A 24,963-nucleotide genomic window follows, 5' to 3' on the forward strand; every position below is an offset into this window, starting at 1 on the left:
ATGTCGTGAACCCAGACACCCTCAGCTCCACTTTGTGATGAGTCGCGACACATGTGACAGTCAAAGAGCTCCCGGCCATCGGCCGGGAGCTCTTTGCGCGTTGCGCCAGTAGGGTCGACATCATGACCAGAATCGGACCCGCAAGCGAGCTCGGACCGGGGAGCCTGACCCGCTCCGGAAGGTACGCCGTCGGGAACAACGGCAACCACTTTGCCGTGACACGCAAGTGTCGGCACCTGGGAGGCGACCTCGACGAAGGAAGCATCGACGCCGACGGCTGCCTCGTCTGCCCCTGGCACGCGGCGAAGTACGACGTTCAGACCGGCCGGATGGTCCGCGGCCCCCAGGGCATCTTCGCGAAGATCCCCGGGCTCGGCGCACTGTTCAAGTCGATCACCCGGGTCGTCCCGCTCGGCCGAGCCACCGTCGAAGTCCGCGACGGAGACGTGCACCTCGTCGACGGCGAATAGGAGTTGCGTCCAACGCGATCAGGCCGAGCATGGCAATACCACTAGCCACTGCGGCTGAGTTCGCCGCGCTCCCGCCCATGATCGCGCCGAGCCCGAGCCCCCCCGGCACCGATACAGACCATGACGGTGCCGAGGACGTTGAACAGCGGGGTATGGAACGCCGAAGCGAACGGGAAGAAGTGCAGACCGACGGCGACGACGATGAGGGCCGGGCGGAGTTCAGTGGCACCGACGTGGTCGAGCACGGCAGTCCCGATGCGGATCAGGATGAGCATCCCCACGACGCTGCCCAGGTATCTCGCGGCTGCATGGGGCGCCGGTGACCCCGTGTTGTCGAAAGTGCGGCGCGCGACGAAGACGAACCAGACGTAGATGGCCAGAGCTCCCGCCCATACGAAGAACGCAAGGGTCGGCCAGGGATCGCGCAGCGCGCCACGGTTGGCCAGCACGAACGCGGTGCCACCGGCCGCGCCGACCGTGGTGCCCCAGACCAGCGGGTCCTGCAGGCGGCTGAACCCGCGAGCGCCGTGTTCACGAGTCACCTATCGAGAGTCCCACGGACGCGGGCGCAAGTGGTCTGATCAGGGCACGGCAGACTGGCCCGGTGCACGAGCTCCTCTTCCAGCCCCTGACGGTCGGTGCCCTCGAGGTTCCCCACCGGGTCTTTATGGCTCCGCTGACCCGGATGCGGGCCACGCAGCCGGGCGATGTGCCCAACGACTTGATGCTGGAGTACTACCGCCAGCGGGCGAGTGCCGGCCTCGTGATCGCCGAGGGCAGCCAGGTGTCGCCGCAGGGCAAGGGCTATATGGACACCCCCGGCATCTACTCCGAGGAGCAGGTCGCCGGCTGGCGCCGGATCACCGATGCGGTGCACGAGGCAGGCGGGCTGATCGCGCTCCAGCTCTGGCACGTCGGCCGGGTGTCGCACGAGTCCTTCCACGACGGACAGCTCCCCGTGTCGGCCTCCGCCCTGCCGTTCCGCAACCGCACCACGGTCCGGGGCGAGGACGGCGCCCCGACGCGGATCAACTGCCCGACCCCGCGCGCGCTCGAGCTCGAGGAGATCGCCCAGACGGTCGACGACTTCCGCCGGGCCACCCTCAACGCCCGTGAGGCCGGTTTCGACGCGGTCGAGATCCACGGCGCTCACGGCTACCTGATCCACCAGTTCCTCTCCGAGACGAGCAACGACCGGACCGACGACTACGGCGGCTCGATGGACAACCGGGCCCGCTTCGCGCTGGAGGTCGTCGACGCGGTCGTCGGCGCCTGGGACGCGGGGCACGTCGGCATCCGGATCTCGCCGTTGGGGACCGTCAACGGTCTCGACGACGCCGGCGGGGAGCAGATGGGGCTCCACCTCGCAGCGGCGTTCGCCGAGCGCCGGTTGGCGTTCCTCCACCTGTCCGAGCCGGACTGGGCAGGCGGACCCGAGCACCACGACGACTTCCGCCGCTCGCTCAGGGCGGCCTTCCCGGGCGTGATCGTCGGCGCCGGCGGCTACAGCGTCGAGAAGGCCGAGCGGCTGCTCGGCGCCGGATACATCGACGCCGCGGCTTTCGGGCGCCAGTTCATCTCCAATCCCGACCTGCCGGCGCGACTGGCCGCAGGCGCCGCGCTCAACGCGCCGGACTACGCCACCTTCTACGGCGGGGGAGCCGAGGGCTACACGGACTACCCGGCGCTGGACGACTGAGGAGCGCCGGCGACCGGCGTGGGGTCGACTGCGCACCCCGCGAGGGGGTAATGATCGACCTGTGAGCGCCGAGCGCGAAGGCGACCCGTGGGGGACCGTGCTGGTCCTCCTGACGATCCTGGCGATCGCCAACTGGTGGTTCGCCCCGTTCGAGCGCGACGACCCCGACGCGGAGTTCTCCAGCGCCGAGCGTGAGCCGATGGTCCGCAAGTCACGCGGCTGGACCCCGGCGCCACGCGCCCAGATCACCCCGGGCATCCAGACCATCACCGAGGGTGCCGGCCAGTGCACCACCAACTTCGTCTTCACCGACGCCCGCGACAACGTCTACCTCGGTCAGGCGGCTCACTGCGCGGAGGTCGCCGAGGGCACCAACGACTGCCGCACCCGCACCCGTCCCCTCGGCACGCGCGTGGTCTTCACGACGGGCGCGACGTCCTTCGACCTCGGCGACCCGATCGCCGAGGGTCGGCTCGCCTACAGCAGTTGGCGCACGATGCGCGAGCGCGGGGTGAAGAAGGGCGCGCTGTGCTCCTACAACGACTTCGCGCTGGTCCGGGTGCCCCGCAGCGCGCGCGACCTGGTCAACCCGAGCATCCCCTTCTGGGGCGGCCCGACCGGGCTCACGCGCACTGGCCTGTCGGCGGGGGAGCACGTCTACGGCTTCGGTCGGTCGTCGCTGCGCGAGGAGGGCAGCACATATTCGCGGCAGGCGGCGGTCGCCTTCTCCGACCGCGACACCAGCCGCGGCTGGTCCCACACGATCTCGTCGCGATCCCCGGGGCTGCCCGGTGACAGCGGGAGCGCCTACGTCGACGAGCAGGGCAACGCCGTCGGCACCTTGTCGACGCTGTCGTTCGGCGTCCTCTTCGTCTGGAACGGGCTGGGCGACCTCCCGCGCGAGCTCGCCTACGCCCGCAAGCACTCCGGCATCAAGGGCCTCCGGCTGGAGGTCGGGACGGTGCCCTTCCGGGAGGCGCGCGCCTACGCCTGGTCCTCGGGGAAGCGCGACGCCTCGTCCTGACCCACGTCCTGACCCACGTGCTGACGTGGAGCCGGATGGCCGAGGAATTTTGCTTGACCATCTGAAAAGGCACCTTGTCCAATGTGTGACGTGCTTCATAGCGTGCGGGACATGCGAAAAACCCCCCTTTCACTTTCCGTCCTCGTGGCCGGTGGCGCGCTCGTGGCTGCCGCCGTCCCCGCCCAAGCCGCCGGGGCGTGGTTCGCGCCGTACGTCGGCACGACCATCGACAACGGCATCGGGCCTGGCCCTGCGCCGCGCGGCAGCACCGTCGCCGACTTCAACTCCGACGGCCGGCCCGACATCGTGACGATCACCGACTTCACCCAGGGCGACATCCTGCTGGTCACCGGCGATGGCGACGGCACCTTCACCCCGGCCGGGGAGATCGCGGGCACCGCGGGCACCCAGGGCCTCGACGCCGGTGACATCAACGGGGACGGCAAGGCCGACGTCGTCGCGATGTCGACCAACACCCTCAAGGTCGCGTACGGCGATGGCGCCGGTCACTTCACGGCGGGACCGTCGTATCCGCTGACCCTCGGCGGCCAGGTGGAGCCGCGCCTGCTCGACCTCGACGGCGATGGCGACCTCGATGTGGCGTCGATGACGTTCACCGCGATCAACACGTTGATCAACAACGGCAGCGGCACCTTCGTCGCCGGGCCGACCACCCAGCTCAACGGCACCTGCGCGGTCTCCGCGATCTCGCCGGCCCGTCTCAACAACGACACCAAGGCCGACCTGTTCGCCGTCGACGGCTGCTCCGGCTCCGTCTTCGCGCTCAAGAGCACCGGCGGTGGCGCGTTCAGCGTGACCGGCACCCTCTACCTCAGCGGCTTGGTGCCCGAGGACATCGCGGCGATCGACCTCAACGGCGACGGCTACGACGACATGGCCACCATCGGGTCCTTCAGCTTCACCCTGACCACGGCCTTCACCAACGGCCAGGGCGCCTTCACCTCGACCGTCGGCACCACCCAGTTCGGCGGCGCCGGACCGACGAGCCTGACGGCGGCCGACTTCGACCAGGACGGTCGCAAGGACCTCGCGGTGTCGTGGCTCTTCTCGGGTGCGCCCGGTGTGACCGTGCTGGCCGGTGACGGCACCGTGAAGCTCAAGAAGGTCGCCGACTTCCCGGTCGGGTCCTTCCCGCAGAACCCGATGGTCGCCGACTACGACCTCGACGGGCAGCCGGACATCGTCACGGCCGGCCCCGGGTCCTTGTCCTTCCTCCGCAACACCACCCCGTAAGGAACCAGATGAGCACGTCCGCGCCCGCCCCAGGGAGTCGTCGCGTCTACGCCGGTCAGTCGGCGGAGGAGCGTGACGCCGCCCGGCGGGCGCGGCTGCTCGCGGTCATCCACGACGTGGTCGGCACCCACGGCTACTCGGCGCTCGCGGTCGAACGGGTCTGCACCGCTGCCAACGTGTCGACCCGCAACTTCTACCAGCTCTACGACGGCAAGGAGGCCGCGTTCGCGGACCTCTACGACGACCTGCTCCTCGGGCTGGGGGAGCAGGTCGCCGAGTCGCTCGTGGCGACCGACGGTCAGCCGTTGGCGCAGCGGATACCGGCCGCGCTGCTGGCGTTCTTGAAGCCCACCTTCGACGACCTGCGGACTGCCCGGATCATCTTCGTCGAGGTGGTCGGGCTGAGCGCTCGGATCGAGACCACCCGGCTGCGCAACCGCGAGAAGCTGATCGAGCTGATCGAGGCCGAGAGCCGCGCGGCCGTGGTCCGTGGTGAGGTGGTCGATCGCAACTGGCGGTTCGCCGCGCTCGCGCTGATCGGCGCAGCCACCGCCACCGCCCTCGACTGGATGCTCCAGAAGCACCGCCCGCCGATCGAGCAGCTCGAGCGCGAGCTCGGCGAGCTGGCCGTCACCCTCCTCACCCTCGACCCGAGAGACGCATCGTGAAGCGCACTGCCCTTGTCCTGTTCCTCCTGCTGTCGCTGATGGCGACGCTCTCGGGCGTCGTCGCGACGCCCTCGACCCAGGCTGCCGGCGCGGTTCCGGTGCCCGAGGAGGATCCGTTCTACGCGGTGCCCGCCAACGTCGCGGACTACGACAACGGCGAGGTCATCAGCTTCCGGCCGATCACGCCCAAGGCGTTCGAGATCCCGCTCCCGGCCCAGGGCTGGCAGGTGCTCTACCGCACCGAGGACCGCGTGGGTCGTCCGACCGCGACCGTCACGACGGTGCTGGTGCCGGACCGCGCCTGGAAGGGTGCCGGTCCGCGTCCGCTGTTGTCCTACCAGACCGCCGAGGACGGGGTCGCCGGCAAGTGCGCGCCGTCGTACGCCTTCTCCGCGGGGGTGCGCGGCGGCCTCACCAACGCCTACCCGGAGCTGGGCCTGGTCGCGATGGCGCTGCTGCGCGGCTGGGCCGTGTCGGTGCCGGACTACGAGGGTCCGCAGTCCCAGTTCCTCGTCGCAGGGGTGCAGGCCAAGGGCGTGCTCGACGGCATCCGCGCGGCGCGCAGCTTCGCGCCGGCCGCCATCGACCCGGCCGCGCCGATCGGCCTGTGGGGCTACTCGGGTGGCAGCCTGGCCAGCCTGACCGCGGCGCAGTTCCAGCCGACGTATGCGCCGGAGCTGCGGCTCTCCGCCCTCGCGCTCGGTGGCCTGGTGGCCAACGTCCGCGCCACGATCGACGCCTTCGACGGCTCGGTCTTCGGCGGGGCGATCCCGATGGGCATCAACGGCTTCCTCCGCGGCTACCCGGAGCTCGGTATCGGCGACTACCTCAACGAGTCGGGCCGGGCGCTGGTCGCCAAGGCGGCCGGTGACTGCATCAACGATGCCGTCGCGCGGCGTCCGTTCCTCACGATCGCGCAGATGGAGGCAGTGCCGCACGCGCTCGACCAGGCACCGATCGCGGCGATGCTGCGCGAGAACAGCCCGCTCTTCATGCCCGGCGTGCCCGAAGTGCCGATCTACCACTACCACGCCAAGCTCGACGAGCTCGCTCCGATCGGCCCGGCGCGAGCGGTGCTGCGGCGCTTCTGCGCGGCCGGCGTGGACGTGGAGAGCCACGAGACGGCGCTGGGGGAGCACCTCACCGAGGTGGGCCGCGGCGCTGCCGGTGCGATGCAGTTCCTCGCCCGCCGGTTCGGTGGCAAGGCGCCACGCAACACCTGCGCGAAGATCCCGGGCTGACGTGCGCTTGCTCAGCGCGGCTGTTCTCGCGCTCGCCCTGGGGGCGAGCGGACTGGCTGCCCCGGTCGCTGCGGCAGGGGCTGCCGCGACCGGGGTCTGGTACGTCGATGCCGCCGCCCCCGTGGGCGGCATCGGCTCCCAGGCTCGTCCCTTCGACACGCTCGAGGACGTCGAGGCGGTGGCTGCGCCGGGCGACACGATCAAGGTGCTGCCGTCGGGCCGTCCGCTCGACGGCGGCATCCTCCTCAAGCCGGGCCAGACGCTGGTGGGAGTCGGCCCCGACGTCACGGAGCTCGCGGAGGCGGATCCGGCGCCGACGCTCACCAATACCGGCAGCGGCAACGACGGCGACGCCGTACGGCTCGCGGACGGTGTGACCGTCCGCAACCTGCGGATCCGGGACTCGCAGCGAGGCGGCATCTACGGGGAGGACGTCACCAGCGTCCGGGTGATCGGCAACGACGTGGCGGGTCACAACACCTCCTGCGTGCGGGGATTCCTGATCCCGCCGTTCAACGCTCCGACGAACGTGCCCGGCGTGGGCCTCCCGATCTCGGGCGGGCTCCCGAACGGTTGGGCGGGCATCATGGTCGACGGTGACAGCCGGGTCGACGCCACGGTGCTCGTCGCCGACAACGTCGTCCACGACGCGGACTGCGGTGACGGCATCGACGTCCGCACGTCGGGTACGGCGAGCTATCGGGCCACGATCGCGGGCAACGACGTGCACGGCCTGCGCCAGGGCTCGAAGCTGAAGTCGGTCCTGGCCATCGGGGTGCAGGCCAGGGACACGTCGACCCTCGTCGCCACCATCACCGACAACCGTCAGTCCGCGCTCGGCAACCCCGACGACATCAACCTCGGCCCGGAGGGTGCGGACTCCGAGGGCGTCTTCGTCAACGGGGTCGGACCCTCGTCGATCACCGCGATCGTCGAGCGCAACGTCTACACCAACGACGAGGGGATCGGCGGCTTCTCCGCCAACGGGCTCGAGGCGGTCACGATGGGCGACGGGTCGCGACTCTCGGTGGTCGTCCGCGACAGCTCGTTCTCGGGCTCGCCGGGCGACGTCATCGAAGAGGGTGCGCTCGGGACGAATGCCCGGTTGCGGATGCGGCTCGAGCGGGTCGTCGCCGAGCGCTCGACGGGCATCGGTAACACCTACCTGCTGCCGTTCAACAACGGCGACTGCGTGTTGGCGGGCAGTCTGGGGGCGGGCAACGACGTGGGCCTGGTCGTGCGGGACTCGGTCTTCCGCGACTGTGCGAGCAACGGCCTCGCGATCGGCAGCAACGTCGTCAACGGTCGGGGACCGACGAAGCGCGTGAGCGTTGACGTCGACCGGACGACGATCACCGGCAACGCCGGCAGCAACGTGGGCGTGCGGAACTTCACCCGGCTCAACGAGCTGGTGGTGCGGATCCGGCGCAGCGACCTCGCCGGCAGCGCGGGGCTCGGTGCCTCGCTGGCCGACGTCGGGATCGAGGACCTCGGCCGTACCGACGACGCGCAGATCGACGTGGGCGCCAGCTGCATCGGTCCAGTGCTCGGCATGGACGTCGTCCGCTACGACGTGCGGGCCCGCGGCAACTGGTGGGGTCGCGCCGGCGGGCCCGGGCCGTTGACCACGGCAGTGTTGGGCGGCCGGTTGGACGCCTCGGCCCCGCTCGAGGCTCCACCGGCGTGGTGCTGACTTCCAAGTCAGATGACTTGAGTCTGCTATCGTCGCCTGCATGAAGGACTTCCGCGACAAGGTTTCCGTCGTCACCGGTGCAGGTTCGGGCATCGGCCGCGCGTTGGCGCTCGAACTGACTGCTGCCGGCGCCAAGGTCGCGGTGAGCGACTGGGACGAGGCCGGGCTCCTCGAGACGGTCAGGTTGTGCGCCCGTATCGGGAGCAAGCCGCACTTCCAGGTGCTCGACGTGCGCGACCGGGTGGCCGTGCACGCCTATGCCGATGCGGTGGCCGAGCACTTCGGCGCGGTCAACCTCGTGATCAACAACGCCGGCATCACGATCTTCGGCACCGTCGAGGAGAGCCCGTACGCCGACATCGAGCGGGTCATCGACGTCGACTTCTGGGGCGTCGTCCACGGCACCAAGGCCTTCCTGCCGCACCTCATCGCGTCGGGAGACGGCCACGTCGTCAACATCTCCAGCATCTTCGGCCTGTTCGGTGTGCCCACGCAGAGCTCCTACAACGCGGCGAAGTTCGCTGTCCGGGGGTTCACCGAGGCGCTGCGTCAGGAGATGCTCGTCGCGGGGCACCCGGTCGGCGTCACGTGCGTCCACCCGGGTGGCATCCGCACCAACATCGTCAACAACGCCAGTGCGAGCAACGCCGCCGACACCACGAGCCTGGCCCGCCTCTTCGACAAGCACCTCACCCGCACCTCGGCCGAGGAGGCGTCGCGCACGATCCTGCGCGGCGTGCGCGGCCGTCGGGCCAAGGTCCTGATCGGCGCCGACGCGGTCGCGGTCGACCTCGTCGTGCGCGTGCTCGGGTCCGCCTACCAGCGTCCGTTCGCGGCCGTCTCGAAGCGGCTGCTGGGAGCCCTCCAGTCGCCCCCGGCCCGCGCCAAGGCCCCGGCGGCGACCCGATGAGCGCGACCCAGGTCCCCACGTCGGTGGCCCACCTCAGCTCACCGCTGGCCCTCCGCAACGGCCAGACCCTGCCCAACCGCCTGATGAAGTCCGCGCTCAGCGAGTCGCTCGGTGCGCCCGACTGCGGACCGTCGCCCGAGCTCGAGCGGCTCTACGCCCGCTGGGCGACCGGCGGTTTCGGTCTCGTCGTCACCGGCAACGTGATGGTCGACCGGCGGCACCGCGGTGAGCCCGGCAACGTCGTCATCGAGGACGACCGCCACATCGACGGGCTTCGCGCGTGGGCGCAGACCTTCCGGGGGAGCGGCACCCCGCTCTGGATGCAGGTCAACCACCCGGGTCGCCAGGCCAACGCCCTGGTGACCAAGCTGCGTCCGGTCGCCCCGAGCGCGATCGGGGCACGGGTCCCCGGAGCGGTGCGGCCGCGTGCGCTGGAGGACAGCGAGATCCGCGACATCATCGAGCGCTATGCGACCGCCGCGTCGGTCGCCGAAGCAGCAGGGTTCGACGGCGTCCAACTGCACGGCGCCCACGGCTACCTGATCACGCAATTCCTGTCGCCGCTCAGCAACCAGCGTGACGATGCATGGGGTGGAGACGCCGAGCGTCGCCGCACGTTCGTCATCGAGGTGCTGCGCGCGGTGCGCTCGGCCGTCCGCCCGGACTTCGCCGTCGGCATCAAGCTCAACTCCGCGGACTTCCAGCGTGGCGGCTTCACCGAGGACGAGTCGCGCGACGTCGTACGAGAGCTGGTGGCCGAAGGCATCGACCTCATCGAGATCAGCGGCGGCAGCTACGAGAAGCCCGCCATGCTCGGCGCGGTGCGAGCATCGACGGCAGCGCGCGAGGCCTACTTCCTCGAGTACGCCGCCTCGGTGCGCGAGCTCGCGGGCGCCGTGCCGATCGCGGTCACCGGCGGCTTCCGCACCACGGCCGCGATGGAGGCTGCCGTGGCATCCGCGGAGTGCGACCTGGTCGGGCTGGGGCGGCCGGCGGCCGTCGCGCCCGACGTGCCCCGGCGGGTCCTGGAGCAGGGTGCCGACGCCGTCCGCGCGGGCGACGTGCGCGTCGGCCTCCGGTCGGTCCTCGGCAAGGTCATCGACCTGCGCCAGGTCGACGGTGCCCTGGACCTCTCGTGGCACACCGACCAGCTGCACCGGCTCGGCGCCGGCCGCGAGCCCGACCTCGACCGGTCCTGGGCCCGGGCGTTGGTCGCCATGGGGCTGCACAACGGTCCGGCGGCCTTCCGGTCCAAGCGCGGCTGATGCTTGAATCCATTTCATGACGATCCCTGACTACAGCTGGGGGCGGCGGGGCACTCTCGTCGCCAACGTCGCCCAGAAGTTCGCGTCGACCAAGGCGGGGTCGTGGACGATCCGCAAGCTGATGCCGCTCGACCGCAAGCTGCTGGTCAGGACGCGAGGGCGCAAGACGATCCTCGGCCCCGTCGGCGCGCCGACCCTCGTGCTCGAGACGATCGGCCGCAAGTCGGGCCTGCCCCGGCTCAGCCCGCTGCTCTACACCCGCGACGGCGACGCCGTCATCGTCGTCGGCTCCAACTTCGGGCAGGAGCACCACCCGGCGTGGACCGGCAACCTGATCGCCCACCCCGAGGTCCGGGTCATCTCGGGCGGGGTCGAGGTGCCGGTCGTCGCGGAGCTCCTGACCGGTGACGAGGCCGCCGCGGGGTGGCAGATGATGGTCGACAACATCTCGGTCTACGCGGCCTACAAGTCCCGCACCGACCGCGACATCCGCGTGTTCCGCCTGACGCCCAGCGCCTAGCAGCGTCATCTAGGGTGCGGGCATGCCCCGCTCCGGCGTTCCGACCCGCGTCGCTGTCTTCGCTGCCCTCCGAGAAGTGCTCCTCGAGAAGCCGTGGGCCAAGGTGACGCTGGAGGCGGTCGCCAAGCGCGCGGGTGTCAGCCGGCAGACGATCTACAACGACTTCGGCTCGCGCGCCGGCTTGGCCGAGGCCTACGCGTTCGACCTCGCCGACGCGTTCTGCGACTTCATCGACGCCGATATGCGGTCACATGCCGACCATCCCACTGCAGCGCTGGCCGCCGCGATGCGGACCTTCCTCGACGGCACGTCGGGCGACCCGCTCATCCGCAGGGTCCAGGCGGGTGACGCCCACCCCGACCTGGTCCGGCTGGTCACCACGGACAGCGGGGGATTGCTGGCCCACATCGCAGGCCGGCTGACCACCTCGATCACCGAGGTCTGGCCCAAGGTCGACCCCATGACGGCGCAGGCCCTCAGCCGCATCATCGCGCGGTTCGGCTTCAGCTACGTCGCAATGCCGCCCGAGACCGACGACGACGTCGCTGTGGCTCTTGCTGCGCTTCTCGCGCCCGCGCTGGTGGCGGCGGTGGCAGGGACGCTGGGCAGAGGCGCCTGACGCGGCGATCCTGCCCGTTTCGCCTCACCGAGGCACGCAACGGGGATACCCTGACGGAGGGAGATCTCGGGAACGATCCGTGGGGGAGGATTTCTGGATGGAGCTTGAGCTGCCCGACGAGGCTCGGGCGCTGCTCGACGCCGTGGTCGCGATCGGTTCCGACCTCGACCTCCACGGTGTGCTCCGCCGGATCGTCGAGTCGTCGTGCGCGCTGACCCACGCGCAGTACGGCGTTCTCGCCATCGTCGACGACGAAGGCACGTTCGTAGACCTCGTCGCGCACGGCATGTCCGACGAGGTCATCGAGCGGATCGGTCGCGCGCCGGTCGGACGCGGCCTGCTCGGGTTCGTCCCCCGCGTCCGCAAGCTCGTCCGCGTCGACCATCTCGCCGAGCACCCGAGCTATGAGGGCCTGCCGGCAGGTCACCCGCCCATCGAGCGCTTCCTCGGCGCCCCGGTCCTCGTCGGTGACCGCATCTACGGCCACCTCTACCTGGGCAACGGGCCCGAGGCCGACGCATTCACCGCACGTGACGACGAGCTCGTCCAGGTCTTCGGCCGTGCCGCCGGCGTCATGATCAGCCACGCACGCCAGTTCGAGGAGAGCGAGCGGCACCGGACCTGGATGCAGGGCGTCGCTCGGGTCGCGACCGCGCTGGCGCCGTCGCTCCAGGACGACCACTCGCTCAACGCGATGGCCGACCAGGTGCGCGAGATGGCGGAGGCCCGGTCGGTCGTGCTCGTCGACACGACAACCGAGCGGCTCGAGATCGTTGCATCGGCCTGCGCCGACGACGAGGACCTCACGTTGACCGTCAAGCGCTACGCGGAGCAGGTGCAGCAGGCGACCGCGACCGGAGAGCTCGTCGACATCCGCTCGGTGCCGGGCCAGGCCACGCTCGTGGTTCCCGTGCGCACCGACTTGGCTCCGGCCGCCGCGGTGATCGTCGACGGTTCCGTGGCCTGGCGGGAGCTGGAGTCGGTCGAGCGCGCGGTCATCGCCACTCTGGCCGACCACATCGGCCTCACGCTCGACCGGGCGGAGGCGCTCCGCGAGCGCCACGAGCTGCTCTTGGCCAAGGACCGCGACCGGATCGCCCGCGACCTGCACGACCTGGTGATCCAACGTCTCTTCGCGACCGGCATGCAGCTGCAGGGCGCGCGCAACCTGGCGCCCGAGACGATGCGTGCGCGGGTCGACGAGGCGGTGGTCTACCTCGACACCGCGATCACCGACCTCCGCTCGACGATCTTCGAGCTGGGGCGTGGCGGTGGTCGCGGCTACCACGAGGAGGTGCGTGCTCTCATCAGCGAGTACGCCCCGGTCCTCGGCTTCCTGCCCGCACTGCGCCTCTCGGGGCAGGTCGATCGCTCCCTCACTCCCGACGCGGCCGACGGTCTCCTGCTGACGCTGCGCGAGACGCTCTCCAACATCTCCCGGCACGCCAAGGCGTCCCGCGCGACCATCGAGCTGGCAGCTTCGAGCCGGTGGGTGACGTTGCGCGTGTCCGACGACGGCGAAGGTTTCGACCCCGCCCTCGTCGAGCGGCGCAGCGGCCTCGACAACGCCCGGCACCGCGCCGAGACGTTGGGCGGCTCGTTCTCGATCGAGCAGGCCGAGGGCGGTGGCACCCGCGCGGTGTGGACGGTGCCGGCGCTCGCCTGACCGGCGGCGCCGCGTTCTACTCGCCGCCCTGCTGCGCCTTCCGCAGGGACAGTTCGATGAGCTCCTCGGCCGGCATCTCGCGCTCGATCGCCTGAGCGGTCGTCGGGCCTACGGGCACCGACCCAGGTGCAGGGTCGAGCACCACTCCGGTGATGGCCTCGCTGTCGTCGGTGCCCGCGAGAGCAGGGAGGGGGGCAGGGACCATGCCCGACAACCCGGCACGCACGACACCCCACAGCGCAACGCAGCCCACGGTGATGAGGAGGTAGCGCGTGAGGAGCTCGGTGACGGTCAGCAGACCCTGGGACAGGAGGACCAGCGACGGCGAGGCGAGCAGGCCGGCCAGGAACAGGACGGGTCCGTTCACCAGGCCGGGGAGGTCGTGGCGTTTCATGCCCCGACCACCAGCTCATGGCCGGCGCCGAGCGGGGAGACGACCCCCGCGGATGCGACGGTCCTGGCTGCGTTGAGCTCGGTGTAGCCGAGGACCGGAAGCCGGTCGACCGCGGCGCGGACGAACCGCCGTACCGCTGCGCGGATCTGCGGAGCGCAGACGAGGACGGGCTGCACGTTCTGGTTCTCCGCAGCGCTCGCCAGGTGGGCGAGCGTCAGGAGCACGTGCTGGGCGGTCTCGGGGTCGATCACCACGGTCGCCCCCTGCTCGGTCTGGCGCATCCCCTCGAGCAGTCGCTGCTCGAGGACCGGGTCGAAGGTGATCGCGTGCAGGGTCCCGCCGCTCAGGTAGGGAGCCGCGAGAGCGGGCTCGAGCGCCGCGCGAGCCGACTCGACGAGGCCGTCGAGATCCTTGGAGGTCGACGCTCGGACGGACAACGCCTCGAGGATCCGCACCAGGTCGCGGATCGGGACGCGTTCGTCGAGCAACGCCTTCAGCACCCGCTGCACCTCGCCGAGCGAGAGCTGGGTCGGCGTCAGCTCCTCGACGACGGCCGGATGGCTGCGCTTGACGACGTCAGTGAGCAGGCGCACGTCTTCGCGACCGAGGAGGTGGGCGGCGTTTTGGTGGACGATGTCGGCGAGATGCGTCGTCATCACCGAGGCCCGGTCGACGACGGTGGCGCCGGCTCCTTCGGCCTGGTGGCGCATCTCCGTCGGGATCCACTTGGCCTCGAGCCCGAACACGGGCTCGCGGGTGACCTGGCCAGGCAACGACGAGATCGCCTCACCGATGGCGAGCATGGTGCCGCGCGGTGCCTCGCCGCGCGCCACCTCGACGCCGTACAGCGTGATCGCGTAGGTGCCGGGCGGCAGCTCCAGGCTGTCGCGGGTGCGCACCGGCGGGATGACGATGCCGAGCTCGCCCGCGATCTTGCGCCGCAGCGCCTTGACGCGGTCGAGGAGGTCGCCGCCGGACCGGGCGTCGACGAGGTCGATCAGGTCGGCCGAAAGCTCGAGGCCGAGCGGGTCGACGCGGATCTCCGCGGCGAGCTGCTCGGCGGAGTCGGGGGCCGGCATCGTCTCGGGGTGGGTGTCGAGGGCCTCGATCTCGTCGTTGCCGTCGACGATCCGGCTCGATGCCAGCAGCATCACGCCGCCCGCGATGATGAACGGCAGCTTGGGCAGCCCCGGCACCAGGCAGATGCCGATCGCGCCGAAGCCCGCGATCCGTAGCGGCGTCTTGCGCGCGGTGATCTGGCGCATGAGGTCCGTGCCCATGTCCTCCTCGGCGACGGCCCGGGTCACCACGAGGCCGGTGGCGACCGAGAGCAGGAGGGCCGGGATCTGCGAGACCAGACCGTCGCCCACGGACAGCAGCGAGTAGGTGGCGACGGCGTCGCCGAGCGGCATCCCGTGCTGGGCCACGCCGACGGCCAGGCCGCCGATGAGGTTGACGAGGGTGATCATGATGGCCGCGATCGCGTCGCCCTTGACGAACTTGGACGCGCCGTCCATCGCTCCGTGGAAGTCGGCTTCGGCGTGCACCTCGGCCCGGCGCCGGCGCGCCTCGTCCTCGTCGATCAGCCCGGAGTTGAGGTCGGCGTCGATGGCCATCTGCTTGCCGGGCATCGCGTCGAGAGCGAACCGGGCGCCGACCTCCGCGACGCGACCAGCGCCGTTGGTGATGACGACGAACTGGATGACGAGGAGGATCGCGAAGACGATGAGTCCGACGATGAGCGAGCCACCGACCACGAAGTGACCGAACGTGTCGATGACCTTGCCGGCGAATCCGTCGAGGAGCACCAGTCGCGTCGCGCTGACGTTGAGTGCCAGCCGGAAGAGGGTCATCACCAAGATGACGGACGGGAAGGCCGCGAAGTCGAGCGGGCGGTGGATGAACATCGCGACCATGAGCACGAGGAGCGCGCCGGTGATGTTGAGCGCGATCAACAGGTCCAGCAGCATCGAGGGCAGCGGCACCACGAGCATCACGACGATGAACACGATGGCGACAGGTACGCCCAGCTTGGTCAGCGGGTTCACGAACGGCCTTTCCTCGGGTGGTCGATTGCCGCGCCTTCCCTGGCACGCACCCGGCGCCGTCCTGGCTCCAGTGCGCTCATCGGCTGGGATCCGGCGGACCTGAGGCTTTCGCCGCGCTGATCGCCGAGGGCGTACGGCGGCGGGTGCCGCGAGGCACGGCCGGTACGGCGTCCTGGGTACGGGGCGTGGAGTGCGCGCCGGCCTGCTGTCCACGGGAGCGCAGCCGGATGACGAACGCCAGCACCTGGGCGACGGCCGCCCACAGCTCGGAGGGGATCTCCTGGCCGACCTCGCAGCTGCGGTAGAGCGCACGGGCGAGCGGCACGTCGCGCACCATCGGCACCCGGTTCTCGGTGGCGGTCTGCCGGATTTTGTCCGCGATCGCGCCGGCACCCCGCGCGACGACTCGTGGCGCCCCGCGCTCAGGGCGATAGCTCAGTGCGACGGCGACGTGGGTGGGGTTGACGAGGACGACGTCGGCCTCGGCGACGTCCTTGAGCATCCGGTTGCGCGCGATCTGCAGCTGGCGCGAGCGCATCGCGCTCTTCACCATCGGGTCGCCCTCGGTCTGCTTGTGCTCCTGCTTGAGCTCCTCGCGGCTCATCCGGACCTGCTTGCCGATCCGGCGGCGCACCACGCCGTAGTCGGCGCCCGCCATCACCAGTCCGGCGATCCCGACGCTGAGGAGCAGGCTGCCCACCTTGTCGCTGAGGGCAGTGAGCACGACGTCGATCGGCACCATGCCACCGATCAGCGGCATCATCGCGTGCACCGAGGAGTAGGCCAGCCCGCCGACGACGCTGGTCTTGAGGAGCATCTTGGCGCCCTCCCAGGCCGCCTGCGGGCCGAACATCCGCTTGGCGCCCTGGAGGGGGTTGAGCTTCTTCGGGTTGGGCTTCGCGAGCTTCGGCGACAGGTAGAAGCCGCCCTGGGCCAGGGCCGACAGCACGCCGATCACCATCACGATCGAGCCCAGCACGACCAGGGTGATGAACACGTGGGTCGCGGCATCGCGCAGGACCGCGAAGGCGACCTCAGGGCGCGGCTGCGCGGAGACCCGCAGCGACCGCGTCATCAGGTCGCGGACCGCACCGAACTCGTGGCTGACGAGCGGTCCCATCGCCATGCTCACGATCAGCATCGACAGCCAGCCGCCGATCTCCGGGGTGCGGGGGATCTGGCCGTCCTTCTTGGCCTGCTTGAGTCGCCGTGGGGTCGGCTTCTCGGTCTTCTCCCCGCCACCTCCGCTCGACATGACGTCACGCCCCTGCCATCGCGGCCATGGCCTCGTTGGCCAGGGCGACCAGTCGCTCGGTCGCTCCTGGCAGCACCGGGAAGGAGAGCCCCACGACCAGGAGCGTCAGCCCGATCTTCGCGGGGAACATGACGGTCAACGCCTGGAGCTGGGGGGCCACCTTCGTCATCAGGGCGAGCGTGAGGTCGGCGATGAAGAGGACCGCCACCATCGGGAGGGCGATCTGGACCGCGATGGTGAAGAACATCGAGAACGCCGTCGTCAGCACGTCGGACCAGTTGCCGAGTGGGGGAAGTCCGGTGAGGGGGAGGTAGTCGAAGGTGCTGAGGAGGCCGCCGATCATGATCAGGTGACCGCCGGAGGCGAGCAGCAGGACGATCGCGACCATCTGGTGGAAGCGCCCGAACACGCTGTTGGAGTTGAGGGCGAGCGGGTCCCACGCGGCCGCGAGGGAGAAGCCGCCGAAGAGATCGATGAGGGATCCCGCGGCGGCGAGCGCCGAGATCAACAACATGGTGACGAACCCCAGGCCCAGCCCGACGACGGCTTGCCCCACCACCGCCATCAGCACCTCGGGCGTCGTGCGCGGGAGGCGTTCGCCGGCGAGCCCGGGTGCCACGGTGAAGGACAGGCCGATGGCGATGACCACCTTGGCCATCGCCGGCACGTCGCGCGTCGAGAACGGGGGCACCAAGGCGAGCCACGCGACCACGCGCACCGATGCCAGGAAGAGGGCCAGGACGGGGGCGCCCGCGACGGTGAGGGTCATGTCCCGGTCCTCAGGCGAGCAGGTCCGGCACCATGTCGAAGAGCTCGACGGTGAAGGTGACGAGGGTGTGCAGCATCCAGTTGCCGGTAAAGAGGAGCGCGGCCCCGACCCCGACGACCTTCGGCACGAAGGACAGCGTGAACTCCTGGATCTGGGTCATCGACTGGAAGAGCGAGATCGCGAAGCCGATGACCAGGGCGGTCACCAGGATCGGGGCGGAGAGCTGGAGCGCGACCCACATGGTCTTCGACGCGATCTCGATGATCGAGGTGTCGGTGATGAGCGGTGCCATGGCGGCGTCAACCTGTCCCGTAGGACTCGACGACGGACTTGATCACCAGTCCCCAGCCGTCGACCAGCACGAAGAGCAAGAGCTTGAACGGCAACGACACCATCACGGGCGGCATCATCATCATGCCGAGGCTCATCAGGGCGCCGCTGACCACGATGTCGATGACCAGGAACGGGATGAAGATGATGAAGCCGATGATGAAAGCGTCCTTGAGCTCGGAGAGCACGAAGGCCGGGATCAGCGTCGTTGTCGGGACGTCGTTGCGGTCGTTGGGGAGCTTGCGGTCGGCGACGTTGGTGAGCAGGGACAGCTCGTCGTCGTCGGCGTTGTCGAGCATGAAGCCGCGGAGCGGTTGCAGCCCCGCGTCAAAGGCTTGGGAAGCCGACAGGGTGCCGTCCAGGTAGGGCTGGACGGCGTTGTCGTTCATGTCGCTGAGCACCGGCGACATGATGAAGAGGCTCAGGAAGAGCGCGAGACCGGCGAGCACCTGGTTGTTCGGCGTCTGCTGGAGGCCGAGGGCGTTGCGGGTCAGCCCGAGCACCACGACGACCTTGGTGAAGCTGGTGCAGGTCAGCAAGATGGCCGGCAGCAGGCTGATGAGGGTCAGCGCGATGATCGTGACGAGGCTGTTGCTCGGCTTGTCGGTCAGCCCGGTGAAGTCGACCTGCACGGATCCGCCGGGTCCACCGCCGCCCTTCGGGCCCTTCGGGCCGTTGGGGTCTGCTGCTGCGCTCGCGGGGTTGGCCACGAGCACCGCGCAGGCGATGGCGAGCGGCACCAGAGTGAGGAAGCCGCGCCGTACCCACGCCGTCATGAAGCGGGCCGTCGTCGGACCGGCGTCCGCTGACCGCGGACGCGGGCGACGGCGTGGAAGGCCTGCCGCCAGGTCTGCGGCGAAACGATCGAGCCTGCAAGAGCGCCCTGGGGCTGCGGGTGAGGCCGTGGGTGAGGCTGTCGGGCGCGCGCGAGAAGCTCCCCGAAGTCGGTGACCGTCGCTCCGGTCCCGTTCTCGGGGTCGTCCTCGTCGTGCTCCTCGTCGAGCTCCTCGTCCTGAGAGACGTCCTCGACCGGCTCCGGCGCGGCGACCTCAGCAGGGTCGATCTCGGTGAGCAGCGAGACCTGCTGCTCGGTGGATCCCAGCACCAGCACCCGGCTGCCCACGCGTACGACGACCACGCCGCTCCCACGCGAGATGGCCTGTCGGGCGAGCACCTCGACGGTGGCGCCGGAGCGCGCGCCGAAGCGCCGCGCGCTCACCTTGGCGATGATCAGCAGCAGTCCGACGACCACCGCCAGCGACGCGATCAGCTGGAGCCCCATGCCCACCATGGCTGACGTTTCCTGCGACCGGTCTCAGACCGCTGCCGCGGCGTCGACGATCTCGGTCACGCGGAGGCCGAAGTCCTCGTCGATCACGACCACCTCGCCGCGTGCGATGAGGCGACCGTTGACGAGCAGGTCGGCGGGGCTCCCGGCTGCGCGGTCGAGCTCGAGGACCGCGCCCGGGGCGAGGGCCAGCAGGTCGCGGACGGCCATCCGGGTGCGTCCCAGCTCGACGGTCACCTCCATGTCCACGCCATGGAGCAGCTCCAAGCCGCGCGGCACGGGCACGAAGGTGGGCACGAAGGGCTCGTGCGCCTCGGACTCGACGGCCACGGGCTCGGCGTCCTCGGGGAGCGGTGCACGCGCGCCGGCCAGGGTCGAGGCGGCGACCAGCACGGCGGCGTCGATGCCGATCCCGAGGAGGGGGATGGTGGTGAACTCCTCGCCCACTGCAGCGGTCACGTCGAAGCCCTCGGCGGAGAGGTCCACGACCTCGGCGGCGTGGGCACGCGCGCCAACCTGGCGCGCAGCGGCGTCGAGCGCCGGTTGGCACGCGGCCGCGAGGTCGAGGCCGCCCAGGGGGCTGGCCGCGAGCGCATCCACGAGGTCTTGGCCGACCAGCACGACGATCCGGCCGGGCACCCCGTCGAGGTCGACCCGAGCGCCACCCGCGAAGGCCGAGGCGACGTGGGGCGACCCCGGCTGCGCCGGGCCCGCCGTGAGCTCTGCCGGGCTCGGCAACGCCTCGCCGGCGGCGGTGGCGACGGCCGACGCGACAGCGGCGGGATCGGTGAGGTCGGGGGCGTTCATGGCTTCTCCTTGGGGGTGTCCACGATGAGGGCGGCCAGTCGTTGGCCGCGGGACCCGACGGTGGCGTGGGCGAAGGTGTTGTCGGCGACGGTGACGTCGAGCGGCGCGGCGGCCGGGTGGTCGATCCGGACCACGTCGCCGGGCTTGAGCGCCGCCAGCGTCGCGGGGTCGAGGGTCGTCGAACGGAAGCGCACCGCAACGGCGACGGGCACCTCGGCCAGCTGCTCCTTGAGGAGTCGGGTGGCCTCGGTGCGCTGGTGCCGCTCGCGGTCGGAGATCGCTCCGGAACCGGCGGCGTCGGTCAGGTGGGGGAGCAGCCCCGAGAAGGGCAGGCAGATGGTGACCTGGTCGGCGCGTTCGTTGATCCGCAGGTCGAAGGTCACGACGACCATCACGTCCGACGCCCCGGCCACCTGCGCGAACTGTGGGCTGTACTCCTGGCCGGTGATCACCGGCTCGACCGGCACCACGGGAGCGAGGGAGTAGCGCATCTCGCCGAGGAGGCGCTCGATGAGACCACCGATCACGCCGGCCTCGATCTCGGTCAGCGGCCGGTCGGGCTGCTCCTCCCCACCGGGACCTCCGAGCATGTGGTCGATGCAGGACATGGTCGCGAAGAGCGGGATCTCCAAGACGCCCGTGCCGGGGATGGGGTCGGCCGAGAAGAGGGTCATGTAGGTCGAGGCACCGAGGCTGTCGACGTACTCCGCGTAGGTCCGCTGGTCGATGCTCGCGAGCGACACCGAGCAGACGGTCCGCAGCGAGCTGGTGAACACCGTCGTCGCCTGGCGCGCGAAGCCGTCGAACCCCAGCTGCAAGGTCCGCTGGTGCTCGCGGGAGAGCTGGATCGGTCGCCGGAAGTCGTAGAGCGTCGGCTCCGACCGTCCAGCCCGCCGACGCGGGCCGGATGCCGCGCGCGACGGGGCGAGAGCTTGGGTCACAGTTGCCTGATCGTCGCTGGGTCCTGGGACCTGAGCGTTTCTGGGCGGTCCGGTCGACCGGACCCCGGATGGCCCGATCGGGCCACCCGTCAGTGTCGTTCGTCGGCGCGCCGCGTCGCGGCCGCCCGCTGGCTCACCTCACTCCGTGACGAACTCCGTGAAATAGACGTCCATGACCTCTCCCTCGTAACGCTCCTCCAGCACCTTCACCAGCTCCTTCTTCAGCTTGGCGCGCTGGCCGTCCTTCGCGAGCTCGGCGACGTCACGACCGCTGAAGATCTCAATCGCCGCGTCGAGCGCCTTGCTCCCGTCGAACTCCCCGCCGTGCTCACCGCTCACCGCGTCCGTCAGCTGCAGGGACAGCCCGAGACGGAGGTAGTGACCCTGGGCCAGGTTGATCTGGACGTGGTCGAGCGGGGCGACCGGCCCGGGCTTCGGCGCGGCGTCCCCTCCGCTCCCCGGCTTGAGGACGAAGAAGTAGCCGGCGCCGCCCAGCCCGAGCAGGAGCACGACGGCGATGATGAGCAGCTTCTTCTTGCTCTTCTTCGCGGGCGCGGGCGCGGCCGTCTTCTCGGCAGGCGGTGCGGTCGTGGCGGTCATGATGATGTCCCCTCCTCGGTCCTCATCTCTTCGTAGACGTCGGCGAACCTGGCCCGGGTCGCCGCGGATGCCTGGCTGAGCACCACCAGGTCGACGCGCTTGTTGACGCGCTGGGAGCCGCGCTTGTGGGGGTCGACCAACGGCTTGGTGTGCCCGAAGCCCGTGGCGCGCAGGCGGTTCTCCTGGAGCCCGTCGACCTCCTGCAGTCGGCGGAGCACGTCGACCGCGCGGGCGACGGAGAGGTCCCAGTCGGTCGGGTAGTACTTCGGCTTCACCGGGACCTGGTTGGTGTGGCCGTCGACCTGGATCGGCTCCGGCAGGCGGCGGAGCACCGGTGCGATGGTGTCGACCACGCGCTGGCCACGGACGGTGAGGTCGGCGATGTTGGGTTGGAAGACGACGTGCCGCGACACCAGGCTGACGACGAGGCCCCGCTCGTCGATCGTCGCCCGGACGTCGTCTTGGAGGCCTTCGGCGCGCAACGCCTCGTCGATCTCGCGCCACACCTTGAAGAGGCGGTCGACCTCGCTGCGCGCCTCGGCCTCGGCCTGCTGCTCGCGACGGCGGTCGTGGTCGTGGACCATCTCCTCGACGGCCTTGCGCTCCGAGGCGCTCATCTGGGTCATGATCGCGCTGTAGCTGGGGTCGGAGGGGGACGCTGGGCCGCGGTAGTCCAGGGTCGGGTTCTCGCCGTTGAGGATCGACGTCGATCGGCCGAAGCCCTCGGCCAGTCCGGTCTTGAGCTCCTGGTACTTCTCCTCGTTCACCGTCGACATCGAGAACAAGATGATGAACAGCACCATCAACAGGGTGACCATGTCGGCGTAGGTGACCAGCCAACGCTCGGAGCCTTCCTCGTGCTCCTCCTCGTGGCCGCGACGCCGGCGGCGCGGCGGGGCTGACATCAGGCCGCCTCCGCCTCGCGGTTGTCGGTCTCGGAGAGCAGGGAGCGCAGCTTCTCGGCGATGGTGCGCGGGTTGGCGCCGGACTGGATGGCGACGACGCCCTCCAAGGCGACCTCCATCCGGGCGCACTCGATCTCGCTGAGTCGCTTGATGCGGTTGCCCATGGGGAACCACAAGACGTTGGCGGACATGACGCCCCACAGCGTGGCCACGAAGGCGGAGGCGATCAGGGGTCCGAGGGACTCGGGGTCGGCCAGGCTCTCGAGCACGTGCACGAGGCCCATGACGGTGCCGACGATGCCGATGGTCGGCGCGTAGGCGCCGGCATCCTTGAAGAACTTCGCCGACTGGTTGTCCGTACGGCGCTTGGCATCGATCTCGGCCTCGAGGATGTCGCGGACCTCCTCGGGGTCGGTGCCGTCGATCGCCATCGTCACGCCCTTGACGAGGAACGGCTCCGGTACGTCGGCCAGCCCGTCCTCCAGCGCCAGGAGCCCTTCTCGGCGAGCCTTGTCGGCCAGCCGGACGACGTGGGGCACCAGCTCCCCACCGGGCGCGGCGTCGCCGCCCTTGAACGCCTTGATCAGGGCACGGAAGGCCTGCTTGGTGTCGTTCATCGTGCAGCCGGCGATCGTGACCAGGATCGTGGTGCCGAAGACGAGCAGCATCGGGGGCATCAGGACCAGGCTCATGGGGTTGCCGCCCTCGAGCACGTTGGCCAGGACGATCACCACCAGACCCAGCCCGACTCCGATGACTGCTGCCGGGTCCTTCATGACCGCTCCCCTCCGAGTGCAGGGTCAGCCGTGCCACTGTCCGTCGGTTTCGACGGGACAGCCGAGAGGTGGCCACCGTGCCGCGGCTCGGGGACGGGGTGTCGGGTGTCGTAGCTCGCAACGGTCGCGAGGATCTCGGCGCGGTAGAGCACCACCTCCCGCCGGATCGTGTCCAGCGACTCGCAGACGACGTACTTCTTGCCGTCGACGAGCGTGATCACCGTGTCGGGTGTGGCATCCATCCGCTCGATCAGGTCGACGTTGAGCAGGAACACGGTCCCCGAAAGGCGGGTCAGCGTGATCATCTCCGCACCTCCGTGTGCGTGATCCTGCCGACGCGAGTCGGCAGCGAGACTGACGACGGGCCGTCCTTGGCCCATCCGGTTTCCCTATCGGCACGGTCGGCGCGAGCCTGAGGGGCCCGCGCGATCCCGCGTCGATCGGTCAGCGCTTGATGTTGACGAGCTCGTCGAGGACCTGGTCCGACGTCGTGATCACGCGTGCGTTGGCCTGGAAGCCACGCTGGGCGAGGATCAGGTTGGTGAACTCGGCCGACAGGTCGACGTTGGACATCTCGAGCGCTCCGGCCATCAGCTCGCCTCGCTGGCCCTCACCGGGGACACCGAGCTGAGCGGCGCCCGAGTTGGCGGACTCGCGGAACATGGTGTCGCCCACCTTGTCGAGGCCCATCGGGTTGTCGAAGTCGGCCACGGCGATCTGGCAGATGTCGCGCTGGACGTCGTCGGAGAAGACACCGCGGATCTTGCCGTCGGCACCGATCGAGAACGACGTCAGCTCCACGCCCGGCGGGAGCGGCGGGTTCAGGTTCGCGGTGTCGAGGGAGATGTCGATCAGGCCGCCCGTCGGGTCGCCGTTGGCGTCCAGGGCGTAGCCCTGGACCCGGAGGCCGTTGGGCGCGACCAGGTCGCCGGCCTCGTCGAACGTGAACGACCCGGCCCGGGTGTAGACGCTCTGGGCGCCGTCGCGGAGGACGAAGAAGCCGTCGCCCGAGATCATCAGGTCGGTGCCGCGACCGGTCGTCTGGGCGGCGCCCTGACCGAAGTTGGTGGCGACGGCGGCCAGTTGGACGCCGAGGCCGATCTGGACCGAGTTGGTGCCACCGCGCTCGGCGTTGGCCCCGGAGGCCGCCGTGAGCATCTGGCTGAGGGTGTCGGAGAACACGGTGTTGCTCGACTTGAAGCCGACCGTGTTGGCGTTGGCGATGTTGTTGCCGGTGACGTCGAGCATCGTCTGGTGATTGCGAAGGCCGCTGATGCCGGCGAAGAGTGAGCGCAACATGGGTGTTTCCTCTCGTGGTGGTTGATCGGCCGCGGGTGCGGTCGGGTCAGGCAGCGTTATTTCCCGAGTCGTCCCCGGAGTCGTCTCCGGAGTCGTCACCGGAGTCGGTGACGCCGACGCTGAGGACGGCGTAGAGCGAGACCTGCTCGCCGTCGATGTCGAGGACCGGGCCGGTCGGCATGAACGTCGTGCCGCGGACCGTGCCGGTCACCTCGTTGCCGTCCTCGTCGGTGTAGGTGACGGACTGGCCTATGAGGGAGCTCGCGCCGAAGGCGAGCTGGGTCGACACCAGGATCGAGGTCTGGTCGGCGACCTGCTGGATCTTCTCGAGGGTGGTGAACTGGGCCGTCTGCGCCAGCATCTCGGCGGAGTCGGTCGGGTTGAGCGGGTCCTGGTTCTGCATCTGGGTGACCATCAGCTGCAGGAAGAGGTCCTTGTCGCCGAAGGCTCCGAGCGAGCTCGTCGGCGGCGTCTGGGACCACGGTGACCCACCGCTTCCTTCCACAGGTGTCATCGACATCG

The 24,963-nt window shown here is 70.1% G+C and carries 28 protein-coding genes; 12 read left to right on the plus strand and 16 right to left on the minus strand.

Features of this window, described 5'->3' with window-relative positions; all coding sequences use genetic code 11:
- Positions 1 to 122 precede the first annotated feature (122 nt).
- The gene (locus F0U44_RS15370) at positions 123 to 470 is read left to right on the plus strand and encodes a Rieske (2Fe-2S) protein (protein ID WP_149729245.1); all 348 of its coding nucleotides are present in this window, start codon (positions 123 to 125) and stop codon (positions 468 to 470) included.
- Positions 471 to 511: 41 nt separating this feature from the next.
- On the opposite strand, the gene F0U44_RS15375 is transcribed toward F0U44_RS15370, so the two are convergent.
- Positions 512 to 1,012 carry a hypothetical protein gene (locus tag F0U44_RS15375; RefSeq protein WP_149729246.1) on the minus strand — a complete coding sequence of 167 codons (501 nt, stop codon included), beginning with the start codon at positions 1,010 to 1,012 and terminating at the stop codon, positions 512 to 514.
- A 62-nt stretch (positions 1,013 to 1,074) separates the two neighbouring features.
- Between F0U44_RS15375 and nemA the strand changes: the two genes are divergently transcribed.
- The 11 genes from nemA to F0U44_RS15430 all read left to right on the plus strand — a co-directional run bounded on the left by nemA (position 1,075) and on the right by F0U44_RS15430 (position 13,029).
- The gene (gene nemA / locus F0U44_RS15380) at positions 1,075 to 2,169 is read left to right on the plus strand and encodes an N-ethylmaleimide reductase (RefSeq protein WP_149729247.1); all 1,095 of its coding nucleotides are present in this window, start codon (positions 1,075 to 1,077) and stop codon (positions 2,167 to 2,169) included.
- 61 nt (positions 2,170 to 2,230) lie between these two features.
- On the plus strand, positions 2,231 to 3,193 hold the full coding sequence (locus F0U44_RS15385; RefSeq protein ID WP_149729248.1) for a chymotrypsin family serine protease: 963 nt from the start codon (positions 2,231 to 2,233) through the stop codon (positions 3,191 to 3,193).
- Positions 3,194 to 3,304: 111 nt separating this feature from the next.
- The gene (locus F0U44_RS15390; protein ID WP_188113507.1) at positions 3,305 to 4,447 is read left to right on the plus strand and encodes an FG-GAP repeat domain-containing protein; all 1,143 of its coding nucleotides are present in this window, start codon (positions 3,305 to 3,307) and stop codon (positions 4,445 to 4,447) included.
- An 8-nt stretch (positions 4,448 to 4,455) separates the two neighbouring features.
- Positions 4,456 to 5,115 carry a TetR/AcrR family transcriptional regulator gene (locus F0U44_RS15395; RefSeq protein ID WP_149729250.1) on the plus strand — a complete coding sequence of 220 codons (660 nt, stop codon included), beginning with the start codon at positions 4,456 to 4,458 and terminating at the stop codon, positions 5,113 to 5,115.
- Positions 5,112 to 6,356, plus strand: a complete 1,245-nt coding sequence (locus F0U44_RS15400) for a lipase family protein (protein ID WP_246160519.1) — start codon at positions 5,112 to 5,114, stop codon at positions 6,354 to 6,356. Before F0U44_RS15395 ends, F0U44_RS15400 begins: the two co-directional genes overlap by 4 nt.
- 1 nt (position 6,357) lies before the next feature.
- The gene (locus F0U44_RS15405) at positions 6,358 to 8,049 is read left to right on the plus strand and encodes a right-handed parallel beta-helix repeat-containing protein (protein ID WP_149729251.1); all 1,692 of its coding nucleotides are present in this window, start codon (positions 6,358 to 6,360) and stop codon (positions 8,047 to 8,049) included.
- Positions 8,050 to 8,089: 40 nt separating this feature from the next.
- Positions 8,090 to 8,959 carry an SDR family NAD(P)-dependent oxidoreductase gene (locus F0U44_RS15410; RefSeq protein WP_149729252.1) on the plus strand — a complete coding sequence of 290 codons (870 nt, stop codon included), beginning with the start codon at positions 8,090 to 8,092 and terminating at the stop codon, positions 8,957 to 8,959.
- Positions 8,956 to 10,224, plus strand: coding sequence for an NADH:flavin oxidoreductase/NADH oxidase family protein (locus tag F0U44_RS15415; RefSeq protein ID WP_149729253.1), 1,269 nt, complete (start codon positions 8,956 to 8,958; stop codon positions 10,222 to 10,224). The genes F0U44_RS15410 and F0U44_RS15415 overlap by 4 nt, the downstream gene beginning before the upstream one ends.
- A 16-nt stretch (positions 10,225 to 10,240) precedes the next feature.
- Entirely contained in the window at positions 10,241 to 10,744 is a 504-nt protein-coding gene (locus F0U44_RS15420) for a nitroreductase/quinone reductase family protein (RefSeq protein WP_149729254.1), read from the plus strand.
- 22 nt (positions 10,745 to 10,766) lie between these two features.
- Entirely contained in the window at positions 10,767 to 11,363 is a 597-nt protein-coding gene (locus F0U44_RS15425) for a TetR/AcrR family transcriptional regulator (RefSeq protein ID WP_149729255.1), read from the plus strand.
- 97 nt (positions 11,364 to 11,460) lie between these two features.
- Positions 11,461 to 13,029: a GAF domain-containing sensor histidine kinase gene (locus F0U44_RS15430; protein ID WP_149729256.1), complete on the plus strand. Its 1,569-nt coding sequence runs from the start codon at positions 11,461 to 11,463 to the stop codon at positions 13,027 to 13,029.
- Between the two features lie 16 nt (positions 13,030 to 13,045).
- Here the strand turns inward: F0U44_RS15430 and F0U44_RS15435 are convergent, their stop codons facing one another.
- The 15 genes from F0U44_RS15435 to F0U44_RS15505 all read right to left on the minus strand — a co-directional run bounded on the left by F0U44_RS15435 (position 13,046) and on the right by F0U44_RS15505 (position 24,961).
- On the minus strand, positions 13,046 to 13,423 hold the full coding sequence (locus F0U44_RS15435; RefSeq protein ID WP_149729257.1) for a hypothetical protein: 378 nt from the start codon (positions 13,421 to 13,423) through the stop codon (positions 13,046 to 13,048).
- Positions 13,420 to 15,471: a flagellar biosynthesis protein FlhA gene (gene flhA / locus F0U44_RS15440; protein ID WP_149729258.1), complete on the minus strand. Its 2,052-nt coding sequence runs from the start codon at positions 15,469 to 15,471 to the stop codon at positions 13,420 to 13,422. Before flhA ends, F0U44_RS15435 begins: the two co-directional genes overlap by 4 nt.
- A gap of 76 nt (positions 15,472 to 15,547) precedes the next feature.
- A complete protein-coding gene (locus F0U44_RS15445; protein WP_149729259.1) occupies positions 15,548 to 16,726 on the minus strand; it encodes an EscU/YscU/HrcU family type III secretion system export apparatus switch protein in 1,179 nt (392 codons plus the stop codon).
- A gap of 4 nt (positions 16,727 to 16,730) precedes the next feature.
- Positions 16,731 to 17,495, minus strand: a complete 765-nt coding sequence (locus F0U44_RS15450) for a flagellar biosynthetic protein FliR (RefSeq protein WP_149729260.1) — start codon at positions 17,493 to 17,495, stop codon at positions 16,731 to 16,733.
- A 10-nt stretch (positions 17,496 to 17,505) separates the two neighbouring features.
- Positions 17,506 to 17,787, minus strand: a complete 282-nt coding sequence (gene fliQ, locus F0U44_RS15455) for a flagellar biosynthesis protein FliQ (RefSeq protein ID WP_246160521.1) — start codon at positions 17,785 to 17,787, stop codon at positions 17,506 to 17,508.
- A gap of 7 nt (positions 17,788 to 17,794) precedes the next feature.
- Complete coding sequence (fliP, locus tag F0U44_RS15460; RefSeq protein ID WP_149729261.1) at positions 17,795 to 18,601, minus strand: flagellar type III secretion system pore protein FliP; 807 nt, start codon at positions 18,599 to 18,601, stop codon at positions 17,795 to 17,797.
- The gene (locus F0U44_RS15465; RefSeq protein WP_188113508.1) at positions 18,598 to 19,107 is read right to left on the minus strand and encodes a flagellar biosynthetic protein FliO; all 510 of its coding nucleotides are present in this window, start codon (positions 19,105 to 19,107) and stop codon (positions 18,598 to 18,600) included. The genes fliP and F0U44_RS15465 overlap by 4 nt, the downstream gene beginning before the upstream one ends.
- 33 nt (positions 19,108 to 19,140) lie before the next feature.
- Positions 19,141 to 19,920 carry a flagellar motor switch protein FliN gene (gene fliN / locus F0U44_RS15470; protein WP_149729263.1) on the minus strand — a complete coding sequence of 260 codons (780 nt, stop codon included), beginning with the start codon at positions 19,918 to 19,920 and terminating at the stop codon, positions 19,141 to 19,143.
- Positions 19,917 to 20,861: a flagellar motor switch protein FliM gene (locus tag F0U44_RS15475; RefSeq protein WP_149729264.1), complete on the minus strand. Its 945-nt coding sequence runs from the start codon at positions 20,859 to 20,861 to the stop codon at positions 19,917 to 19,919. The genes fliN and F0U44_RS15475 overlap by 4 nt, the downstream gene beginning before the upstream one ends.
- Positions 20,862 to 20,999: 138 nt before the next feature.
- On the minus strand, positions 21,000 to 21,461 hold the full coding sequence (locus F0U44_RS15480; RefSeq protein ID WP_149729265.1) for a flagellar basal body-associated FliL family protein: 462 nt from the start codon (positions 21,459 to 21,461) through the stop codon (positions 21,000 to 21,002).
- Positions 21,458 to 22,366 (minus strand): OmpA/MotB family protein, encoded by a 909-nt coding sequence (locus tag F0U44_RS15485; protein WP_149729266.1) that lies wholly within the window; start codon positions 22,364 to 22,366, stop codon positions 21,458 to 21,460. The genes F0U44_RS15480 and F0U44_RS15485 overlap by 4 nt, the downstream gene beginning before the upstream one ends.
- The gene (locus F0U44_RS15490; RefSeq protein WP_149729267.1) at positions 22,366 to 23,142 is read right to left on the minus strand and encodes a motility protein A; all 777 of its coding nucleotides are present in this window, start codon (positions 23,140 to 23,142) and stop codon (positions 22,366 to 22,368) included. The genes F0U44_RS15485 and F0U44_RS15490 overlap by 1 nt, the downstream gene beginning before the upstream one ends.
- Complete coding sequence (locus F0U44_RS15495) at positions 23,139 to 23,447, minus strand: flagellar FlbD family protein (RefSeq protein ID WP_149729268.1); 309 nt, start codon at positions 23,445 to 23,447, stop codon at positions 23,139 to 23,141. Before F0U44_RS15495 ends, F0U44_RS15490 begins: the two co-directional genes overlap by 4 nt.
- Positions 23,448 to 23,586: 139 nt before the next feature.
- On the minus strand, positions 23,587 to 24,441 hold the full coding sequence (locus F0U44_RS15500) for a flagellar hook-basal body complex protein (protein ID WP_149729269.1): 855 nt from the start codon (positions 24,439 to 24,441) through the stop codon (positions 23,587 to 23,589).
- Between the two features lie 46 nt (positions 24,442 to 24,487).
- Complete coding sequence (locus tag F0U44_RS15505; protein ID WP_149729270.1) at positions 24,488 to 24,961, minus strand: flagellar hook capping FlgD N-terminal domain-containing protein; 474 nt, start codon at positions 24,959 to 24,961, stop codon at positions 24,488 to 24,490.
- Positions 24,962 to 24,963 lie beyond the last annotated feature (2 nt).

Origin of the sequence: Nocardioides humilatus, assembly GCF_008373755.1 — a bacterium.
In the GTDB taxonomy this organism is placed as follows: Bacteria; Actinomycetota; Actinomycetes; order Propionibacteriales; family Nocardioidaceae; genus Nocardioides; species Nocardioides humilatus.

Excerpts from the sequence above, each read along its gene's own strand:
- fliP (WP_149729261.1), bottom strand. The coding sequence starts at position 18,601 with ATGACGGCGTGGGTACGGCGCGGCTTCCTCACTCTGGTGCCGCTCGCC.
- F0U44_RS15415 (WP_149729253.1), top strand. The coding sequence starts at position 8,956 with ATGAGCGCGACCCAGGTCCCCACGTCGGTGGCCCACCTCAGCTCACCG.
- F0U44_RS15490 (WP_149729267.1), bottom strand. The coding sequence starts at position 23,142 with ATGAAGGACCCGGCAGCAGTCATCGGAGTCGGGCTGGGTCTGGTGGTG.
- fliN (WP_149729263.1), bottom strand. The coding sequence starts at position 19,920 with ATGAACGCCCCCGACCTCACCGATCCCGCCGCTGTCGCGTCGGCCGTC.
- F0U44_RS15370 (WP_149729245.1), top strand. The coding sequence starts at position 123 with ATGACCAGAATCGGACCCGCAAGCGAGCTCGGACCGGGGAGCCTGACC.
- F0U44_RS15430 (WP_149729256.1), top strand. The coding sequence starts at position 11,461 with ATGGAGCTTGAGCTGCCCGACGAGGCTCGGGCGCTGCTCGACGCCGTG.
- F0U44_RS15485 (WP_149729266.1), bottom strand. The coding sequence starts at position 22,366 with ATGTCAGCCCCGCCGCGCCGCCGGCGTCGCGGCCACGAGGAGGAGCAC.
- F0U44_RS15505 (WP_149729270.1), bottom strand. The coding sequence starts at position 24,961 with ATGTCGATGACACCTGTGGAAGGAAGCGGTGGGTCACCGTGGTCCCAG.
- F0U44_RS15425 (WP_149729255.1), top strand. The coding sequence starts at position 10,767 with ATGCCCCGCTCCGGCGTTCCGACCCGCGTCGCTGTCTTCGCTGCCCTC.
- F0U44_RS15390 (WP_188113507.1), top strand. The coding sequence starts at position 3,305 with ATGCGAAAAACCCCCCTTTCACTTTCCGTCCTCGTGGCCGGTGGCGCG.
- F0U44_RS15410 (WP_149729252.1), top strand. The coding sequence starts at position 8,090 with ATGAAGGACTTCCGCGACAAGGTTTCCGTCGTCACCGGTGCAGGTTCG.
- F0U44_RS15435 (WP_149729257.1), bottom strand. The coding sequence starts at position 13,423 with ATGAAACGCCACGACCTCCCCGGCCTGGTGAACGGACCCGTCCTGTTC.
- F0U44_RS15395 (WP_149729250.1), top strand. The coding sequence starts at position 4,456 with ATGAGCACGTCCGCGCCCGCCCCAGGGAGTCGTCGCGTCTACGCCGGT.
- F0U44_RS15445 (WP_149729259.1), bottom strand. The coding sequence starts at position 16,726 with ATGTCGAGCGGAGGTGGCGGGGAGAAGACCGAGAAGCCGACCCCACGG.
- fliQ (WP_246160521.1), bottom strand. The coding sequence starts at position 17,787 with ATGGCACCGCTCATCACCGACACCTCGATCATCGAGATCGCGTCGAAG.
- F0U44_RS15480 (WP_149729265.1), bottom strand. The coding sequence starts at position 21,461 with ATGACCGCCACGACCGCACCGCCTGCCGAGAAGACGGCCGCGCCCGCG.
- F0U44_RS15450 (WP_149729260.1), bottom strand. The coding sequence starts at position 17,495 with ATGACCCTCACCGTCGCGGGCGCCCCCGTCCTGGCCCTCTTCCTGGCA.
- F0U44_RS15420 (WP_149729254.1), top strand. The coding sequence starts at position 10,241 with ATGACGATCCCTGACTACAGCTGGGGGCGGCGGGGCACTCTCGTCGCC.
- F0U44_RS15500 (WP_149729269.1), bottom strand. The coding sequence starts at position 24,441 with ATGTTGCGCTCACTCTTCGCCGGCATCAGCGGCCTTCGCAATCACCAG.
- F0U44_RS15495 (WP_149729268.1), bottom strand. The coding sequence starts at position 23,447 with ATGATCACGCTGACCCGCCTTTCGGGGACCGTGTTCCTGCTCAACGTC.
- F0U44_RS15465 (WP_188113508.1), bottom strand. The coding sequence starts at position 19,107 with ATGGGGCTCCAGCTGATCGCGTCGCTGGCGGTGGTCGTCGGACTGCTG.